Genomic DNA, 17,587 nt, shown 5'->3' with positions numbered 1-17,587 from the left:
GTGGTGGCCAGAGCGGCGGTTCCCTGTGTGGTAGACATGATCACATTCCCCCGAATGTTGTGTGGTTGATCTTTACTTTCGATCATCTACCCAGAGTGATCGTTTCCACACTTAGAGTGATACCCCCCCCAGGCCCAGCTGCTGGTAGCGGCGGCTGGTTGCGGCAAGGATCCGCGGGGACAGCAACTGCAACACCCAGCGGGCGTCGTCGCTGGGGATGGTGTGCAGGGTGCCGCGCATGTACCAGTTGCGGACGATACTCCGCTCTTTCTCGTAGGCCGTGCGGATGGCCTGGGCGGTGATGTCCCGGCCGCGTACCCGGATGCCCAGGTCGGCGGCCGTGGCGTCCTGGGCCTGGATGGCGAAGACCCGTCGGACGACCGCCTCGGCAGAGGCCTCGCATGCTCCGCCGGCCAGGGCCTGCGCACAGGCCCGCAGCCTGCGGATGCTCTCGTGGTCAGGCGTCGGGCTGTGCCTCTCGGCCGGCGCGGTCAGGAGACGGCCTTGTCGAGGACGCGGGCGAGTTCGGCGGGCGCGGACAGCATCGGCCAGTGTCCGGTGGGCAGGTCGAAGCGCCGCCACGGCGGCTGGTTCAGGTAGGCCAGCATTGGCACCCCGGCATCCAGCAGTCCCGTGAAGTCATGGCAGGCGATCAGGACACGGTCCACACTGGGACCGGGCTCGGCCGGGCCGGCGAGGCGCTGGATGTAGGTGCCGAACGGCTGAGGGGTGGCACGCGTGCGCAGAGCGTTCCGCTGGCCCTCATCGAGCCCGTCGAGGCTGCTGGACAAGCCCAGGACCTCAAAGGGCGGCATCGGTAGCCGCCACCCGTCGCCGGAAGCGTCGACCTGGTGGCGCAGCTGGTCCGCTGCCTGCGGTGGCATGAGGTCGAGCATGCACATGCCTGCGGCGAACGGGGCGCTGTCCACGTAGATCACGCGCTCCAGGCGGTCGCCGAGATGTCCGGCTGCCCCGGTTACCGGGGCAGCCGCGTAGCTGTGGGCGACCAGCGTGACGTCGCGCAGATCGTTCCGCTCGACGAATCCCGTGATGTCCGCGATGTGTGTGTCCAGGTCTGTCTGGGGGCCGGCCTGGTCGGCGTGTTCGGCCAGGCCGGTCAGTGTCAGCGGCAGCGCCGTGTGGCCGCGCTCCTGCAGAGCGCGGGCGGTGTCTTCCCAGGCCCACGCCCCGAGCCAGGCGCCGGGAACGAGTACGAAGGTGGCCATGTGATCTCCCTGAAGTGAGGTGCTGCGGGGAGCGTAAAGTCGATACAGGACAGAATCCGCCCTGAAATGCCGAGTGATCCATGTCGCATCCCCTCACCCGTGTGCTGACCCTGCTGGAACTCCTCCAGTCCAACGCCCGGCTCACCGGGACGGAGCTGGCCGACCGGTTGGACACCGACGTCCGCACCGTGCGCCGGTACACGGCCCACCTACGCGACTTGGGCATCCCTGTGGAGGCCGAACGCGGCCGCTACGGCGGCTACCGGCTGGCCCGCGGCTACCGCATGCCACCTCTGGTCCTCACCAATGACGAGGCTCTCGCCGTCGTCCTTGGCCTGCTCGCGGCAGAACGTCTGGGCATGGGCACCGCGGCACCGGCCAGTGCCGGTGCCTTGGCCAAGATCGAGCGGGTGCTTCCGCACGCCCTGCGTGAACCGCTCGCCGCCATGCGGGAGACCCTGTCGTTCACCGCCCACGCCGTAATCGGGCAGGCACCCGGAACCGGCGTCCTGCTGGCACTGGCCCAGGCCTCCCGCGCCCGCACGACCGTCGGCATCAGCCACCAGTCCTGGCGCCAGGAACACACCGAACGCGACATCGACCCCTACGGCGTGGTCTTCCACACCGGCCGCTGGTACGTCGTCGGCCACGACCACCTCCGCGACAGCTTGCGCACCTTCCGCATCGACCGCATCACCTCCGTCACCCCCCGAGCCGACAGCTTCACCGCACCCGACGGCTTCGACCCCGTCGCCCACCTGACCTCGACCCTCGCTCAGGGGCCCTACCGCTGGCAGGTCGAGGTGACGATCCATGGCCCCCTCGATGAGATCGCTCGCCGGCTGCCTCGCTCAGCGGTGACCCTCACCGCCCAGCCCACCGGCGTTCTCATGCACGCACGGGCAGAACGGCTGGACGGCATGGCCCACCTGCTCGCCTCCCTGGAGTGGCCCTTCACCATCCACCATCCCGACGAACTGCGGCAGGCGCTCAAGAATCTGGCCGCCCAGCTCACCGCAGCCGCCCAGCGGAAACCGGAAGAACTACCGCAGTAAATGCCGCATTTACTGCGGCAAGCCCGATACGATCACCAACACGCGCCTCACTCGGCCTGGAGCGTCCCCCAACACGTGACCCTCCGCCCGCAGGTCGAGGTGTACGCATTTACTGCGGCGACCATCGTGGAGTGCCATCGTGTACATGATCTACATCGACGACAGCGGGCAAAAAGAGGCCCGCCGCCGGCACATGGGCGAGCTCGTCTCGGTCGGCGGCGTGATCGTCCCCGAACCCGCCGTCGCCGGATTCGCCACCGCGCTCGACGGCATCCGCGCGGAGTTCGGGATCCCCGAGGGGGAGGAACTCAAATGGAAGCCACCCAAGAACACCTTCCAGGCGAAGGCGACCGGCCCGCTGATCACCGAACTGCGCCAGCGAATGCTCCAGGCCGCCATCGATAACGGCATCAAGTCGGCCGTCGTGGTGTGGGACCGCGGTCATGTGCCGTGGGAGCAGGCCCGCGTCGAACCCGAGATCCTCAAGTACCTCTACGAGCGGATCACCTCGTACCTGCGCGAGCAGAACGACGTCGGCATCATCATCGCCGACCAGCCAGGTGGCGGCCGCAAGGACGAAGTGAAATGGCTGGCCGACACCCTCGGCCTGACCCGGGAAGGCACTCGCTTTGCCACACCCGATCGTGTCGTCTCGCCGATCCTGACCGCACCCTCCCATCACGTCCCGCACCTGCAGCTGGCCGACCTCGTCACTGCGGCCACCACCGCGGCGGTCGCTGGGCAGCCGGCCGGGATGAAGCTGGCGAAGTGGCTGAAGGAACTGGCCCGCACCAACGCGCACGGATTCGTCGGTGGCGCGGGCGTGGCGTTGTGGCCACCCGACTTGGTGGATCTGCACTACTGGATCTTTGGCGCCTTCGATCGCGGCCTCCCCGCCGACTACAGCACCGCCGTGGAGGCATATCTTCGCTCGGCTGGAATCGCCGCTTCTTCCCAGCGGATTTACCGGATCTCACTGCTCACCTGGGCTTGGCTGGCTTGCGGGCAGCAGCCGCCGCGGGGGCGCGAGCGCCGGGGCGCCGCACCCCCCAACGTGGCGTTCGTCTCGCTCGATGAGGCGCCGGCCGACGTGCTCGCCGAGGCATTCGCACAACGAGCCCGCCTGGTCGATGCCGACACCGTCAACCGTGAGCTGTCGGTGATGAAGGCCGCCATCGCCTGGTGGCGCGCCCGCGGCTGGCTGACCCGCAATCCGATCATCGGCATCGAACGCCGGCCGGCACCGCCGGACCGAACCCGGGCCCTGTCGCGCGAGCAGATCGCCGCGTTGTTCGACCTCAAGGTCAGCGTGCGCGAACGCACGCTCTGGAAAGCCCTGTACGAGACGTGCGCACGAGCCGAGGAGATCCTCTGCCTCGATGTCGAGGATCTGCTGCTGGCCGACAAACGCGGCCGCGTCACCTCCAAGGGCGGCACCATCGAGTGGGTGCACTGGCAATCGGGCACCGCCCAACTCCTGCCCCGGCTGCTCAAAGGCCGCACCCGCGGGCCCGTGTTCCTCACCGGCCGCCGGGCGCCTGCTCACGTCCCCACGCGTGACACATGTCCGGTTACCGGGCGCGCCCGCTTGTCCTACCGGCGAGCCGCCGAGCTCTTCGAGGCCCTCACCCGGCCGCTCGCCCATCCGGGCATCACCGACCCAGCCGAACTCGAGGCACGCGGCGGATGGACACTGCATCAACTGCGCCACTCCGCGCTGACGCACGAAGCCGAAGACGGCACCAACACCCCAACCCTGTTGGCCCGCTCTCGACACGCCTCCGTACGCTCCCTCGAACGGTACGCCCGGCCCAGCGTCGACGCCGTGGCCGCGCACGTCGCCGACCGCGATCCCCTGCGCCGCCGGAAGCGAGGCACCACCGCATGAGCTCCGGCGTGGTGCGCTACCGCTAATTCCTGCGGAGTTCCTCCTCGACCCCGGACCACGCCGAGATTCACCTTGTACTGCATGAGCGCCTTGCGATCGATCTGGCCTGGCCGACTGCCCGTGCGGCCGTGACAGTTCCTACACAGGACGATCATGTTGGCGAACTCGTGCTTCTTGACCCTCGCCCAGTCGTCGATGTGCTCGAACTCCAGCGGTTCTGCAGCACGGCAGGTCGGGATGGCGCACCGGTGACCGGCCTCGACCAGCAAGTCACGCTTCAGTTGGGCGGGGATCGGAGGACGTCCTTGTGGCATGCGGGCACCTTGGGAGGGAGTGAGGGGGCGTCAGCTCCTGCGCTGGTAGCCGTCCCTTCCATGATGGCGGGCCGCCCGACCACCTGACCCGCCGAAGCCCTGCCCGAGAACGCCCAGCCCGGACCGCCCATCATGATGACGTCCACCAGCAGGGTCCGCCCAGGACCGAGGAGCCGCGGGTCGAGGTTGAACCCATTTCCTGCTGGGATTGAGGAGTTCACGTGGTTTGAGGTGAATCCGCTTTCCCCGCTCCGGGTCGCACGTCTGGCCGCGCGGGACAAAGCTGATGTCGGCGTTCACCCCGAGGTCCTTCAGATCCTGTTCAAGCCGCTCGGACTCCTCTGAGCTCCTCGAACTCCGTCGCTGACGTTCCACGAAAACGAGCTGGCCATTGCCGGCTGTGCCAGGGCGAAACTCGATGCGATCGCGATGGCGCCGATGGCGGCGGTCTTGAGCAGCTTCTTCATGATGCTCCTTCTGTCGGGGCGGGTTCTGGTGCCCGCCGAGAAGGAGCATGGGTCAAGGGTTGAGTCAGACGACAGATCCCTTGGACACAGTTCGGCCGGCAGCCGTGCGGACTTTGGTCGTCGGCTGCTTGGTCGTCGAAAGCCTAGCGTCTGACTAGCGTCCCACTAGCGCGCTCCGAGTGGTCTGATTGGGACATACCTCCGCCATACCGTGTCTCCGTATGGTCTCACCTCGACGGGAAATCAACGGAGGGAACCATATGAAGATCATGCGTACCGCGGTCGTCGTCGGGGCCATGGGGGCCGTGGCCATGATGGGCGCGCCCGCGCATGCGTCGGCGTCGGTGACCGCGTCCGCCTCGGCGTCCGCGCCGGCGGCGTCGGTGACCACGTCGGCAGCCAAGGCCCTCGTCGCGACCTGTTCGAAGGGGTCCTACAGGCTGAAGGTGACCGTCACCTACATCAACACGACGTATGGGCACCGCTTCAGCCGTGTCCACTGGACGGCCTCCGGAGGCCCCACCACGGTCAAGGTCAGCCTCGTCCAGGATCGGGGCGGCCTTCCGGACGCCGAGTTCCTAGCGACCGTGATCACGGGCAACGCCGGCAACAGGGCGATCTCGGCGACCCGGCCGATGGCGCATCGGGTCTTCGTGAAGCTGGCCGGTAGGAACGGTGTCACGAGCTGCGTCGGGCAGAGCGGCGTCATCTGATCCGGACCGCTCGGCGCCCGCCGTCGCGAGAGACGGCGGGCGCCGGAGGTCAGGGCGAGGGGTGGGGGAGTTCGAGGTCGGCCACGATGGGGAAGTGGTCGGAGGCCTCGGTGCCGATGACGGCCGCCAAGCCCAAACCCGACCCCGGCCGGCCGGGCCGGTTCCTGCGCAACGGCGCGGCAGCGAAATCCGGGCTCAACACGGCTGGTACGGCCTGGAAGTCGCCCTGCGCGCCAAGGCCCGCTACACCGGCAGCGCCATCCATAAGATCAACCCCGCGTACACGTCCCAGACGTGCCCGAACCCCGCGTGCGGGAAGGTAGACGGGAAGAGCCGCAAGAGCCAAGCGATCTTCTCCTGCACTTCTTGCGGGCACACCGAGCACGCCGACATCGTCGGGGCGAAGAACATCAAAACCAAAGGACAGGCGGCCGGGCTGGTCGTCTCAGGGCGTGGAGACCCACCCGGGTCCGCGAAACGCCAAGCACCCCGTTCCACAGCACCGGCCGCGCAAGCGGCACGAGCTGCCGCCTAGCGGCACGGGAATCCCCGACCCTTCAGGACGGGGAGCAGGTCACAACCTCACAACTTGCCCGTCCTGAAATCCGCACTGCTCTTAAGGATCGCAGAGTCGACGCTCCAGTTCTCCGGCTGGACCCTCTCCCAGAGGCTTCCCTTGCCGAGGTCCCTTCCCACCTGGTCTTCGCGACGGAACCACTCCTCAGCACTTCTAATCCTGTTGGGGTGAATTTCGTCGAGCAGAGCGTAATCTCTGGTGATGATTCCGTATTTCCACACGTTCCAGAAGCCCGTGAAATTGTCGCGGAAGCTCATGGTGCTTTTGTCGTTGGGATCGGCGTTGTATCCGGCAGGGTGATCAGCAAGCCCCTTCAGGTCCGGACCGTTCCAATAGGTGTCCAGATCAGTGTCGATGTACTGTGCCGGATGCCCGGTGACCTTCTCGAACGCCGCAGCCATATCGGCATAGGTCATGTGTTCGATGGCGACTTCGAGGTCCATGCCATTAGCCCGCTCCGGATGGTCGAAGAGCCAGCGAACATAGAATCCGCAATCGTCGAGAGCCACGTGGGGAACGGCTCCCTTGCCGAGAGGGACCCGCCACGTGACGACACCGTCCTCGATGGTGGGCGTCATGGGCGTGAGCGGTGAGATCACCATGTCAATGTAGGGACCCGAAGTGAAGACCGCCGCCCCCATCCTGTCCCTGTTCGTTTCGTTTTGGAACAGTACCCATTCGGCCATGCGGCCCTTGCCGTCATAGTGGCCGGTACGGAACCTGGAGTCGTAGCCTGATTTCTTGAGGGCATAGTCGAGGTTTCCGTAGACGAAGAACTTGATTCCTTCTTCGATCGCCATCTCGTAACTGCGGGTGGCCCAGTAGGTCTCGGTTTTCTCACCGGTGTTGAACCCGTCGATGTTGATGAATGCCCCGTCACAGCCGCGAAATCCTTCCCGCAGCACGTCTTCGTCGGCGAATGACCCTTCGAGGACGGAGACGTTGCCGAGGGCGAGGAGGGCCTGGGCTCGGGGGGAGGTGGAATCGCGGGTGAGGACTCGAACGGAGTACTTCTTGTCGGCGACAAGAGCGCGGACGATGGGCATCCCTTGAGCCCCTGTGCCGCCGATGACGAAGATGGTGGAGGTGGTGTGAGAAGACATGGCTTTTGACTCCAGAAGTTAAGTACGCACACGATCAGTACGCGATGAGCGCGGCGTGTTCGAGACGGATCTCTGCATCAGCTTGGCGATCAACGGCACCGACTGACGCTGCGCCGATGGCCCGTGGGTCCGCGGGCGGTCGCGCAGACCTTGGCGGCTCCACCCTCGTAGGGGCGCTTCCATCAGTGCCTTCCTGATGCCGCGACTCCCCCTGTCGCGACGGCGACCGCGTCTTTGAGGCTGGTCATGGGTACTCCAATTGGAAACCGATCGGTTTCCGCCAGCGTACACCGATCGGTTTCCAGACGGCAAGCGCCCAGGTATCCGGGTCTTCAAAGTTGAGCGGTTCGGACGCGGTTGATGCCCTCGCTCTTGGCGTTGCAGGAGAACGGCAACCGCCTCGACACCCGCTGGCTCCGCCTGGCGGACTCCTCCGGGAGAGCGCTGCGGATCACCGGTGACAGGCCGTTCCACTTGTCCACGCGCCGCTGGGCCGACCAGGAGCTGGCCGCCGGTCGGAGCTGATCCAACGGCTCACCGCCGAGGTCTGCGAATTATGCGGTTCCACGGCGCAAGACCCTCGTCGTCTGCCGCGTAGGCGGCCGCGTTCATCCATGCCCGTGCCGACCTGGCGTCATCCGGCCGGGACGACTGGTTCGGGGCGAGTGAACCGGCGCGGCGTCGGGCTGTCCGGGTCCGCGGTCGGCAGGGGTGGGCACGCGCAGCAGCTTGGCCAGGCGGCCGACCTTGGTGAAACGGCCGGTGTGATAGGTCCCCGCGACCGGGAGGGTTTGTGAGATTGCGGGCCCCTTTGTGTCGGCCTGCTTCCTTGGTCTACGGCCGTCCTGGCGTCCTCGTCGAGTCTGTGGGGGCGTGCTCCCAGCGTTCGGCGAGGAGGGCGGGAGTGGGTGCGGTCCCGGGCAGTTGAGGGTGGCCGGAGCGCAGGCCGTCGAGAGCGATGGCGATCGTGCGCTTTCGGGCGTTGTGGGCTGCGTCGGTCAGGTCGGTGCGGCCCTGCCGGTCGAGTTGTTCGATCAGGGGGGACTTGCCGAGTTGTTCGATCATGAGCGAGATGTCCATGGCCGTGGCGTCCGGTCTGAGCACTCCGGCGGCGTGCGCGCGGGCCACCAGCGCCCGCATCAGCTCATCGGACCTGGTGAACTTGGCCGCCATTTCGTCGGTGACGGCGATCGTGCCGGCCAGCGGCCCGAGGGAGCCGCCGCTGAACTCGATGCAGGCGCTGATGTAGTGAGCGAGCCCTTCCCAAGGGTCGTTGTGTCGCAGGCCGCGTTCGGCGGCCTGGATCCACTGGTCGAGTGACAGCGCGCACAGGTGCTGGAAGAGCTCGTCTTTGGAACGGTAGCGGCGGTAGAGGCTGGCGATGCCGACTCCGGCGCGTGCGGCGATCGTCGCCACCGATGCATGCGCTCCGTCCACGGCCAGGACTTTCTTGGCGGCCTCCAGGAGGGCCTGGTCGTTGCGTTCGGCTTCTGCGTGCCGAGGAGCTTTGCGGGCCATGCGCTCACTGTATCCGCTTTGCGAAGCGATTCACTCCGTTATAGGTTGGGTGCAAACGAAGCGAATCTATCCGTTTAGAGGAGTGTCATGCGCGCCGTCGTCATGGAAGAGTTCGGAGGGCCGGAGGTCCTGTGGATACGGCATGTCGAAGATCCCGTGCCAGAGCCGGGGCAGGTGCTCGTCGCGGTGGCGTACGCGAGTATCACGTTCGTCGAGACGCAGGTGCGCTCGGGCAACGGGCCGTTCGGCAGGCCCGCGCTACCCCGCATACCCGGCAATGGCGTAGGCGGCCGCATCGTTGCTGTCGGAGCAGACGTGGACCCGGCCCTGATGGGAACAGTCGTGGTCACCACCACCGGCGGCGAGGGCGGTTACGCCGAGCTGGCGCTGGCTCGGGCCCAGGACGCGGTTCCGGTTCCCGCGGGTCTGGAGCTCAAGGATGCGGTCGCGCTGCTGGCCGATGGGCGTACGGCGCTGCTGCTGTACCGGCAGGCGGAGATCAAGCCGTCGGAGCGGGTTCTAGTGGAGGCTGCGGGAGGGGGTGTCGGCAGCCTGCTGGTGCAACTCGCCGCCGCCGCGGATGCCCACGTGATCGGCGCTGCGCGAGGCGTCGGCAAGGCCGGGCTGGTCACCTCACTGGGCGCGGCCGCCTATGTCGACTACTCTCGGCCTGACTGGCTGGATCGTGTGGCGGAGGCAACCGGCGGCGCCGGACTCGATCTCGTCTTCGACGGGGTCGGTGGCCGGATCGGCACCGAGGCGATCGCAGCGCTACGCGACGGCGGACGCGTGAGCATCTACGGAATGGCCAGCGGCGCCGACGCCGAACTCGACGAAGGCGAACTCCAGGCACGCTCCATCGGCGTCATCGGCCTCACCACCGCACCGAACCCGGCCCAAACCCGCGCTCTCATCGTCGACGCGCTGAACCTCGCGGCCGACGGGAAACTGCGTCCGGTCATCGGCCAGACTTTCCCGCTCGAGGCGGCGGCCGCCGCGCACCGGGCGATCGAGGCCCGGACCACCATCGGCAAGACCCTACTCATCCCCGCCGGCAATGCCCGCGGCTGAGATCGGATTTCCATGACCCACAAGCCCCCTGCCAGAGCCGGAGTGCGGGAGTGGACCGCCCTGGCGGTCCTGGGCGTCCCCGCCGTGCTGGTCATGATGAACATGTCCGTGCTCTATCTGGCGCTGCCAAGCCTGAGCGCCGATCTGGAGCCCGACGGCCCCCAACTGCTGTGGATCACCGATATCTACGGCTTCATGGTCGCCGGATCACTGGTCACGATGGGTACGCTCGGCGACCGTCTCGGGCACCGCCGGATCCTGCTGGTCGGCGCCGTCGCGTTCACCGGCGCATCTGTTGCCGCCGCACACACCCCCAGCGCCGGCACGCTCATCGCAGCACGGGCGATCCAGGGAGTCGCCGCCGCCGCTCTGGCGCCGTCCTCGCTGGCGCTGATCCGCGCCCTGTTCCTCGACGTCCGGCAGCGCACCCTGGCCATCACGATCTGGATGATGGCTTTCATGGGCGGTGGTGCGCTCGGCCCGCTGGTCGGCGGTGTGCTGCTGCAATACTTCTGGTGGGGGTCGGTGTTCCTGCTCGCCGTTCCCACTATGGCCCTGCTGCTGGTCACCGGCCCCTTCCTGATCCCTGAATCCCGCGCTTCGGCTTCCGGGCGGCTGGACACGGTCAGCGTGGTCCTGTCCCTGCTGACTCCTCTGACGATCGTGTTCGGCATCAAGGAACTCGCCGTCCACGGCTTCGCCCTGCCGTCCGCTGGTGTCCTGGTCGCGGGCCTAATGATCGGCGTGGTATTCGTACGCCGCCAGCGGCGGCTGTCCAACCCGCTCTTGGACCTGGGATTGTTCCGCTTCCCTGCCTTCGCCGTATCCGTCACGGGCATGGTGCTGGTCGGCATCGTGCTGTTCGGGACCAGCCTGCTCACCTCGCAATACCTGCAACTGGTGCTCGGCTTCTCTCCGTTGGAGGCCGGTCTATGGCAGCTGCCCACCGCGGTCACCGGTACCGTCGTGGCCCTGGTGGTCTCCAGCCTCACCCGAATCCGCCCAGTCGTCCTCATGAGCGCCGGAGCCGCGTTCGCCGTCATCGGTCCCATCCTGCTCACCCAGGTGGACAGAAACCCGGTCATCCTGGTGTCCGGCTCCGTCCTCCTCTTCGCCGGGCTGACCCCGTTCATGGCCCTGGGAACCAACCTGGTCCTCGGCGCGGCACCGCCCGAACGCGCCGGGGCCGCCTCAGCGATCTCCGAGACCGGCGCCGAACTCGGCGGCGCGCTCGGCATCGCCGTGCTCGGCAGCATCGCCACCGGCGTCTACGGCAACTACATGATCGGCCACACGCCCGACGGCGTCCCTGCCAAGGTCGCCGAAGCCGCCCGCGAGACGTTGCCCGCCGCGCTCCAGGCAGCCCAGCAACTCCGCGAAAGCCTCGGTATCCCCTTGGCCCAAACCGCCCGGGACGCGTTCGCCCACAGCATCCACGTGCACGCGCTCATCACGATCCCCCTGCTCATCGCGCTCGCCCTGCTGACCCTGACCCTGCGGCGCGCAACACGGCCGCAACCACCGAGCCAGCCTGAACAGGCCACGACGCCCACCCCAGCGCTCGACTGAAAGGACCGAACGATCATGCAAGTCGAGGTCTACTTCGACGTCCTGTGCCCCTGGTGCTACATCGGCAAGAGAAGACTGGCCACCGCCCTGAAGGGCCGAAACGATGTGAACGTCGTCTGGCGCAGTTTCGAACTCGATCCGGACGGAAGCCCTATCCCCGGCCTGACGGCGGCGCAGGTGATCGCCACTTACCAGAACAACCCAGCCCGAGCGAGCGCCCGGGTGGCCCACATCCAAGCGCTCGGCGAAGCCGAGGAACTGGAACTCAACCTGCACCAGGCCCGGCCCGTCAACTCCTTCGATGCTCACCGCCTGATCCACCTGGCCGCCACCTGCGGCCTGGCCGACGCCGTTCTGGAGCATCTCCTTTACGGCTATCACACCATGGGCCGTAACATCGCCGACCCGGACGTTCTCCAAGCATTCGGCGTCGAGGCCGGACTTGATCTCGCCCAGGTAGGTGAACTCTTGACCGGCGACGCGTTCACCGCTGAAGTCCGAGCCGATGAACGCCGCGCCACCCAGAGGGGAATCCGAGGCGTGCCTGCACTCGTCATTGACGGAGCCCCGCAAGTCTCGGCCATTCAGGAACCTGCCGTTCTGACAAGCCTCCTCGAACGCGCGACACGCTTCTGAGCCGCAAGCTGCCGCCTTCGCCACTTTGATCTGGCCACCCCAGACCATCGAGATCCGCGTCTCGTTCATGTCGGGCCGCGACAACGCCCTCCCCCGTGTCAGGCGCGTCGCCCGATACGGCTCGTTCGAAGCGACATTCGATTCCGAAGGTCCCGCCAACGCCGACCAGCTCACCCTCAACACGCTCACTTGACAGGGAACATCATCGAAACCGGCACGGACTCCTACCGACTCGCCTTCACACGGGGGAAGGGGCCTCTGGCTGACGCGGCGTGCAGTGCAGCGGGAGCTCCAAGACCCGCCCCAAGCAGTCGAACTCTGGCCGGTCTGCCAGCGCCGTGAATGCACCATGCCTTCAAGGCCGGTCAACGTGCCTTACGTGCCTGACAAGATCATCGGGCTCCGATCTGCGGGAAGCGACGTCGGCGAATTGCTGTGCGAGGTGGCTGGGCTCCTCGCAACGGCTGGGCCTGGCCCGGTACGACCGGTGAGGGAACTCGGTCACGGGCAGGTGTGGCCGGTGGTGCATGATCGGGTGTCTCTGCCCAGCTGTTCCGCCTTGCGCGGTCTCGGCGCTGGCTGCGCTTTCATCCGGCCGGAACCACCGGCAGGACGACGCGGGACGGCCGGGCGGGGTCGTGGAAGACCTGCTGCCGAGCCACTCGCGCCGTGGTCGCGCTGTCCTCGGGTTCGCCCGTGTTGAGGTTGCGATCCCAGCGCGGGAAGTTGCTGGAGGCGACCTGGAGCCGTATCCGGTGACCCGCCCGGAAGACGATGCTGGTCGACCACAGGTCCACGACGTGCTCGGCGGGCTCGCCCGGTGTCGCCCGCACCCGCACGATGCCGTCGGCCACATTGCGGGAGACGCCGTTGTCGTCGACGTCGCACAGGCGTGCCACCCAGTCGGTCGAGGGTCCGTCCGTGGTGGCGAAGAGTACCGCCCGGACCCGGCCGGTGACCTCGACGTCCTCGGTGAGCGGTTCGGTGGTGAAGACCAGGACGTCCTCGCGCGCCTCCACCGCGGTCTGGTCGAGCGGCCCGGGACGGAAATCGTCGGACATGAAGAGTGCGCCGCCGGTAGTGGGCACCGGATCCATGGGGTCGTAGGTGAACTCCTCGGGCTGCTCGGCGGTGGAGGGCGGCTCGTGCGTCAGGCGTCCGTCCGCGCGCAGGTGGAAGTCCGTGTCCACCGCCCGCGACAGGGGCCATTCCGTCTCCTCGCGCCACTGGTTGATCCCCATGACGAACAGCAGAACCTTGCCCGTGCCCGGCTCCGGAGCCTCGCCTTCGCCGAGCGTGCGCTCGAACCAGTCGAGCTGCATGTCGGTCACGCGACCCCGCATGCCCATGAAGTCGGAGTTCGCGCCGAACCCGAAGTTGACGTCACCGACCACGTGCCGCCAGTTGGCGTGGCCCCACGGGCCCATGATCAGCGTGGCGGACCGGCCGGCACGGCGCATGGCGGTGAAGTTGTCCAGCGTGCCCTGACAGAAGATGTCGTACCAGCCGCCGACCTGGAAGGTAGGCAGATCGATCTCGTCGTGCCGGCCTGCGACGCGGCAGGAGGCAGCCCAGTCGGGCTCCCGCCGGGAACGCTCGTAGCCCAGCTCGGGCAGGTCGTGCCGGGCGAACGCCGGAAACCGCCCGGCGGGCAGCTCCCCGTAACCGCCGCTCGCCAGGCCGTCGAGATCCCGCACGAGCCCGGCGATGCTGCTCTGCAGCCCGGCGAGGTCGGTGCGGTGACGGCGTATCAGGGTGTCGGCGCCCTGCATGAGGGACCAGGGCACGGTGATGCCGAGCTCGATCGCGCCGCCCCGCGAGAACAGCCCGTCGTCCGGATCGGACCACGTAAACAACGGCGCGATCGCCTTCAGCTCCGGCGGTTTCGACAGCGCCGCCATCCACTGGGTGTTGCCGAAATAGCTGCCGCCGCACATGCCGACCGAGCCGTTCGAGCCGGGAAGGGCAGCGGCCCACCGTACGGTGTCGTAGCCGTCGCTCTCCTCGTACGTCCACGGCTCCCACTCCCCCTCAGAGGCGAACCGGCCACGGGTGTCCTGGAGGACGACCATGAAGCCGCGCCTGGCCGCCGCCGCGGGGTCGAGCACCATGGCCACCATGGGCGACTGCTTGCCGTACGGCAGCCGGCTCAGCAGCACCGGCCACGGTCCCGTACCGCCGGGCCGGTAGACATCCGCGCGCAGCACGGTGCCGTCACGCATCTGCGCCGGAACATCGAACTCGATCCGCATCTCCGCCATGTGCCGCTCCTTTGCCTGCCACGAGGCCTTCACGCGACATAGTGGAAGTCGGTTTCCCTCACGCACCACACCCGAATGGGGGTGATCACTCCGGTCTCGGGGCGGTCACGCCACCGCGTTCAACAGGTCGGCCAGCATGTCGGGCCGTTCCAGAGCAATGAAGTGGCCCGCTCCCGGCACGTGCGTGAAATCGGCGGCAGGCAGCAGCTCCTTGTTGGCCTCCCGGTCCGACCGCCGGGACCAGTCCTTCTCCCCGTAAACGAGGTGAATGGGGGCCTTGACCGCGGAGTAGCGCGCGCGGGCCGCGATGAGGCTGGGCAGACTCTGGTATACGGCCCGGGCGACGGTCGGATAGCCGGGCCGGCTGCCCACCTGGAGGAGCTCGTCCACGTAGTCCGCCCGCAAAGCGGTCTTGTCCACCAGCCCGCCCTGCAGGACCCTGCGGAGGATGGCCTTGGGCTCCACCCCGGCGACCACCGGGCCCACCCCCGGAGCGAGAACACCGCCGACCACCACACGGGCGAGGAGACCGGACCGGGCGATTCCGCCGCGGTAATCGTACGCATTCACCGCAACGACGCGCCGTACCCGCTCCGGCAGATCGGCCGCGGTGGTCAGGGCGAGCACCGCACCCATGGACTCCCCGACCAATGTCACGTCATAGAGGTCGAGTTCGGTGAGGAGCCGTTCGACGCCCGCGCGCATCGCCGGCTCCTGGTACGACGCACCGGGCACGATCTCGGAGTAGCCCATCCCAGGTAGATCGAGGGCGTACACGGTGTACTGGTCGGAGATCAAGGGAATGAGGGCGCGGAAGTGCTCGGCCTGCGTTCGCACGGTGTGCAGCAGGATCAGGGGAGCACCCGTGCCCGCTTTGAGGTAACGCAGCGTTCCCTCATGGCTGTGGCGCCCTCCGCGCGGGGCGATGGTGTGGCTGGTGGTCCCCGGAATGTCAATCGTGGGACGCGCCTCTTGGCTGGGCATATCACCGACTCCTTATGGCGGGCGGCGTCAGCCGGCCAGCTGGTTGAGCTTGCGGATCTGCTTGTCGAAAACCCGGGCAGGAGCGATGCGGCGCAGTGTGCTTGCGCGTCCGGCCAGGGATCCGGCGGTGTAGCGCAGCTTCGGCTTCGGGTCGGTCGCCGCCTCGACGATCACCTTGGCGACGGTGGCGGGGTCGTCGCCGTCCTTGATCGCTGTCTCCATCATGCGGTCGAAGGCGCGCCGCTGGTCCGCGTAGACCTGCAGGGGCGTGTCGGGGCGCGGGCTGTTGGCCTCGAATCCGGTGGTGGTGTAGGCGGGCTCGACGAGAAGCGCCCGGACGCCGTACTCGCGGACCTCATGGTCCAAGGACTCCGAGTATCCCTCGATCGCATGCTTGGAGGCGGCGTAGGCGGCCATGTAAGGCGAGGGGAGGAAGCCGACCACGGAGGAGAGGTTGATGATGCGCCCGCGTCCTTGAGCGCGCATACGGGGCAGGACGGCCTTCGTCATGCGCATCACCCCGAAGACGTTGACGTTGAAGAGGTCCTGGGCCTGCGCGACGGAGCTTTCCTCAACGGCACCGATCGCGCCCATGCCGGCGTTGTTGACCAGCACGTCAATCCGCCCGAACCGCTCGAACACCTGCTGGACCGCGGCGGTGACCGACTTGTCACTGGCCACGTCGAGGTCGAAGAAGGTCACACCGTGGAGCGGGGTGACGCGCGAGGTGTCACGGCTTGTGCCGACCACGTCGAAGCCCGCTTCCACTAGCGCGAGCGCGGCCGCTTTTCCGATGCCGGATGACGCACCCGTCACGAGTGCTACCGGCCGATTTGTCGCCATCCTGGACTCCCTGCTCAGTGAGAAAACCGATCGGTTTCCCTCACTGTAAACCGACCGGTTTCCCGGTGCAAGCTCAAGCAGAAAACAGATCCAGGTGCGTCACCCCTCGTTCACGTTGCCCGCCAGCAGAGGGTCAGCGTTCGACCGTCGCCGGGGCCAGGCGCACAAGATTTGCGCCGTACCGCGCGGGAGTAGCGAAGAGCGCGCCGCCGGCCGCGGCCACGAGGTCACGGTTCCTCCCCATCCTCCATCAGGCCGGCCACGATGGCGCGGGCGATGCTCGCGGAGGCTTCAGGCGCGGGCAGGTCCTGAGGGGCGGTGGCGGCGGTGGCGGTGACGCCGCGCAGGAAGGCCATCACGGCGAACAAGACGTCTGCCGGCCGCAACCCGGCCCGGATGCCGGTACCGACTCAAGCAGCGGGATGATCAGGGCCGCCCACTGGCCGGTCTCCCGCATCCCCTCGCCGACGTCGATGATCTGGGGAGCGACCAGGGCCGAGACAACCGCAAGCGCCCGGAAGCATTCGTCCTGCGCAAGCAGGCACAGGTAGCGGGAGAGGAACCCGGCCAGCTGCCGGGCAGGAGGCCGGTCTTCGCAGCTCAGTTCGCTCAGGGCAGGTGCGGCGTGGCGGCTCCACCCGGCGGAGATCGCCTCCTGATGCAGCTGGGTCTTGTCCCGGAAGTGGTGGTGGACGGCGCCGCGCGTGACGCCCGCGCGGGCGCCGATGGCCTTCCAGGCTCTGGCCCTGCTGCCCTACCTGGAAAGGGTGATGCGTCAGCGCACGCCTGCCGCATCGAGCAGGGTGACCACGGTGGGCGCGATGAGCCCTGTCAGGGTGTCGGCTCCGATCCCCGCACGGGCGCTGGCGCCGTCGAAGACCACGCTGAGCTGCCGGGCCAGCAGATCCGGGTCGCTCGCCCCACCTTGCTCGGCCTCGGCACGGAAAAAGGCCATCAGGTTCCCCTTGACCCGGTGCGCCACCTTGCTCGCAGGGTGGCTCTGGTCCTTGAGCTCGATCTGCACAGCGAGGTACTGGCAGCCTCGGAACTCGGGCGCACCCGCCTGCACCTCCACCTGCTCGAAGACGTGCAGGATCCGCTCGCGGGGTGAACGGCCATCGTCCGCCTCAGGCAGGAGCTTCTTCACGAAGGCGGACGAGCGCTCCTCCAGGCTCGCTGCGAGCAGTTCGTCCTTGCTCTCGAACAGCTGATACATGGAGCGCTTCGACACCCCCGCCGCCTTGCACAGCGCCTCGATGCCGATGCCGACACCGTTTCGGTAGGTGAGCGTGGCCGCCGCCTCCAGCAGCCGCTCTCGGGGACTGAGCCTCACTTCGGTGGTCATACTGCGAGGTTAACTCC

The 17,587-nt window shown here is 67.6% G+C and carries 21 protein-coding genes and 1 pseudogene; 9 read left to right on the top strand and 13 right to left on the bottom strand.

What is annotated here, in order from left to right; translation table 11 throughout:
- Positions 1-111 precede the first annotated feature (111 nt).
- Positions 112-582, bottom strand: a complete 471-nt coding sequence (locus ACTWQA_RS52835) for a DNA glycosylase AlkZ-like family protein (RefSeq protein ID WP_443166390.1) — start codon at positions 580-582, stop codon at positions 112-114.
- The gene (locus ACTWQA_RS52830; protein ID WP_443166389.1) at positions 492-1,226 is read right to left on the bottom strand and encodes an alpha/beta fold hydrolase; all 735 of its coding nucleotides are present in this window, start codon (positions 1,224-1,226) and stop codon (positions 492-494) included. The genes ACTWQA_RS52835 and ACTWQA_RS52830 overlap by 91 nt, the downstream gene beginning before the upstream one ends.
- 80 nt (positions 1,227-1,306) lie before the next feature.
- On the opposite strand from ACTWQA_RS52830, the gene ACTWQA_RS52825 reads away from it, so the two are divergent.
- Together ACTWQA_RS52825 and ACTWQA_RS52820 are read left to right on the top strand one after the other, a co-directional pair.
- Positions 1,307-2,281 (top strand): helix-turn-helix transcriptional regulator, encoded by a 975-nt coding sequence (locus ACTWQA_RS52825; protein ID WP_443166388.1) that lies wholly within the window; start codon positions 1,307-1,309, stop codon positions 2,279-2,281.
- Between the two features lie 145 nt (positions 2,282-2,426).
- The gene (locus tag ACTWQA_RS52820) at positions 2,427-4,169 is read left to right on the top strand and encodes a tyrosine-type recombinase/integrase (RefSeq protein WP_443166393.1); all 1,743 of its coding nucleotides are present in this window, start codon (positions 2,427-2,429) and stop codon (positions 4,167-4,169) included.
- Between the two features lie 125 nt (positions 4,170-4,294).
- On the opposite strand, the pseudogene ACTWQA_RS52815 reads toward ACTWQA_RS52820, so the two are convergent.
- Together ACTWQA_RS52815 and ACTWQA_RS52810 are read right to left on the bottom strand one after the other, a co-directional pair.
- Positions 4,295-4,483 (bottom strand): annotated as a pseudogene (locus ACTWQA_RS52815) (HNH endonuclease); the annotation flags it as partial.
- Positions 4,484-4,794: 311 nt separating this feature from the next.
- Complete coding sequence (locus ACTWQA_RS52810; protein ID WP_443166387.1) at positions 4,795-4,950, bottom strand: hypothetical protein; 156 nt, start codon at positions 4,948-4,950, stop codon at positions 4,795-4,797.
- Positions 4,951-5,210: 260 nt separating this feature from the next.
- Between ACTWQA_RS52810 and ACTWQA_RS52805 the strand changes: the two genes are divergently transcribed.
- On the top strand, positions 5,211-5,663 hold the full coding sequence (locus ACTWQA_RS52805; RefSeq protein ID WP_443166386.1) for a hypothetical protein: 453 nt from the start codon (positions 5,211-5,213) through the stop codon (positions 5,661-5,663).
- Between the two features lie 49 nt (positions 5,664-5,712).
- Here ACTWQA_RS52805 and ACTWQA_RS52800 read toward each other — a convergent pair whose 3' ends face one another.
- Positions 5,713-5,928, bottom strand: a complete 216-nt coding sequence (locus ACTWQA_RS52800; RefSeq protein ID WP_443166394.1) for a hypothetical protein — start codon at positions 5,926-5,928, stop codon at positions 5,713-5,715.
- Between ACTWQA_RS52800 and ACTWQA_RS52795 the strand changes: the two genes are divergently transcribed.
- Entirely contained in the window at positions 5,851-6,198 is a 348-nt protein-coding gene (locus ACTWQA_RS52795; protein WP_443166392.1) for a zinc ribbon domain-containing protein, read from the top strand. The two genes, ACTWQA_RS52800 and ACTWQA_RS52795, sit on opposite strands and share 78 nt — an antisense overlap.
- Positions 6,199-6,245: 47 nt before the next feature.
- Here ACTWQA_RS52795 and ACTWQA_RS52790 read toward each other — a convergent pair whose 3' ends face one another.
- A complete protein-coding gene (locus ACTWQA_RS52790) occupies positions 6,246-7,343 on the bottom strand; it encodes an NmrA family NAD(P)-binding protein (protein ID WP_443166385.1) in 1,098 nt (365 codons plus the stop codon).
- Positions 7,344-7,703: 360 nt separating this feature from the next.
- On the opposite strand from ACTWQA_RS52790, the gene ACTWQA_RS52785 reads away from it, so the two are divergent.
- A complete protein-coding gene (locus ACTWQA_RS52785; RefSeq protein WP_443166384.1) occupies positions 7,704-7,868 on the top strand; it encodes a hypothetical protein in 165 nt (54 codons plus the stop codon).
- 309 nt (positions 7,869-8,177) lie between these two features.
- Here ACTWQA_RS52785 and ACTWQA_RS52780 read toward each other — a convergent pair whose 3' ends face one another.
- Positions 8,178-8,861, bottom strand: coding sequence for a TetR/AcrR family transcriptional regulator (locus tag ACTWQA_RS52780; RefSeq protein ID WP_443166383.1), 684 nt, complete (start codon positions 8,859-8,861; stop codon positions 8,178-8,180).
- Positions 8,862-8,948: 87 nt separating this feature from the next.
- On the opposite strand from ACTWQA_RS52780, the gene ACTWQA_RS52775 reads away from it, so the two are divergent.
- From ACTWQA_RS52775 to ACTWQA_RS52760, 4 genes are read left to right on the top strand one after another with little or no spacing between them, the layout of a single operon-like run.
- Positions 8,949-9,932 carry a zinc-binding dehydrogenase gene (locus ACTWQA_RS52775; RefSeq protein ID WP_443166382.1) on the top strand — a complete coding sequence of 328 codons (984 nt, stop codon included), beginning with the start codon at positions 8,949-8,951 and terminating at the stop codon, positions 9,930-9,932.
- A 12-nt stretch (positions 9,933-9,944) separates the two neighbouring features.
- Complete coding sequence (locus tag ACTWQA_RS52770; protein WP_443166381.1) at positions 9,945-11,501, top strand: MFS transporter; 1,557 nt, start codon at positions 9,945-9,947, stop codon at positions 11,499-11,501.
- A 15-nt stretch (positions 11,502-11,516) separates the two neighbouring features.
- Positions 11,517-12,137 carry a DsbA family oxidoreductase gene (locus ACTWQA_RS52765; protein WP_443166380.1) on the top strand — a complete coding sequence of 207 codons (621 nt, stop codon included), beginning with the start codon at positions 11,517-11,519 and terminating at the stop codon, positions 12,135-12,137.
- A 25-nt stretch (positions 12,138-12,162) separates the two neighbouring features.
- Positions 12,163-12,330 carry a hypothetical protein gene (locus ACTWQA_RS52760; RefSeq protein WP_443166379.1) on the top strand — a complete coding sequence of 56 codons (168 nt, stop codon included), beginning with the start codon at positions 12,163-12,165 and terminating at the stop codon, positions 12,328-12,330.
- 394 nt (positions 12,331-12,724) lie between these two features.
- On the opposite strand, the gene ACTWQA_RS52755 is transcribed toward ACTWQA_RS52760, so the two are convergent.
- From ACTWQA_RS52755 to ACTWQA_RS52730, 6 genes are all read right to left on the bottom strand, one after another.
- On the bottom strand, positions 12,725-14,398 hold the full coding sequence (locus tag ACTWQA_RS52755; protein WP_443166378.1) for a CocE/NonD family hydrolase: 1,674 nt from the start codon (positions 14,396-14,398) through the stop codon (positions 12,725-12,727).
- 105 nt (positions 14,399-14,503) lie between these two features.
- Entirely contained in the window at positions 14,504-15,382 is an 879-nt protein-coding gene (locus ACTWQA_RS52750) for an alpha/beta fold hydrolase (RefSeq protein ID WP_443166377.1), read from the bottom strand.
- Between the two features lie 27 nt (positions 15,383-15,409).
- Positions 15,410-16,225 (bottom strand): oxidoreductase, encoded by an 816-nt coding sequence (locus ACTWQA_RS52745; protein WP_443166376.1) that lies wholly within the window; start codon positions 16,223-16,225, stop codon positions 15,410-15,412.
- A gap of 227 nt (positions 16,226-16,452) precedes the next feature.
- Entirely contained in the window at positions 16,453-16,611 is a 159-nt protein-coding gene (locus tag ACTWQA_RS52740) for a hypothetical protein (RefSeq protein ID WP_443166375.1), read from the bottom strand.
- Positions 16,581-16,952, bottom strand: a complete 372-nt coding sequence (locus ACTWQA_RS52735; RefSeq protein ID WP_443166391.1) for a TetR/AcrR family transcriptional regulator — start codon at positions 16,950-16,952, stop codon at positions 16,581-16,583. The genes ACTWQA_RS52740 and ACTWQA_RS52735 overlap by 31 nt, the downstream gene beginning before the upstream one ends.
- A gap of 48 nt (positions 16,953-17,000) precedes the next feature.
- The gene (locus ACTWQA_RS52730; RefSeq protein WP_443166374.1) at positions 17,001-17,570 is read right to left on the bottom strand and encodes a TetR/AcrR family transcriptional regulator; all 570 of its coding nucleotides are present in this window, start codon (positions 17,568-17,570) and stop codon (positions 17,001-17,003) included.
- Positions 17,571-17,587: the final 17 nt, after the last annotated feature.

Source organism: Nonomuraea sp. 10N515B (assembly GCF_052245915.1).
Classification (GTDB): Bacteria; Actinomycetota; Actinomycetes; order Streptosporangiales; family Streptosporangiaceae; genus Nonomuraea.
This window is presented reverse-complemented; position numbering and strand designations above follow the sequence as displayed.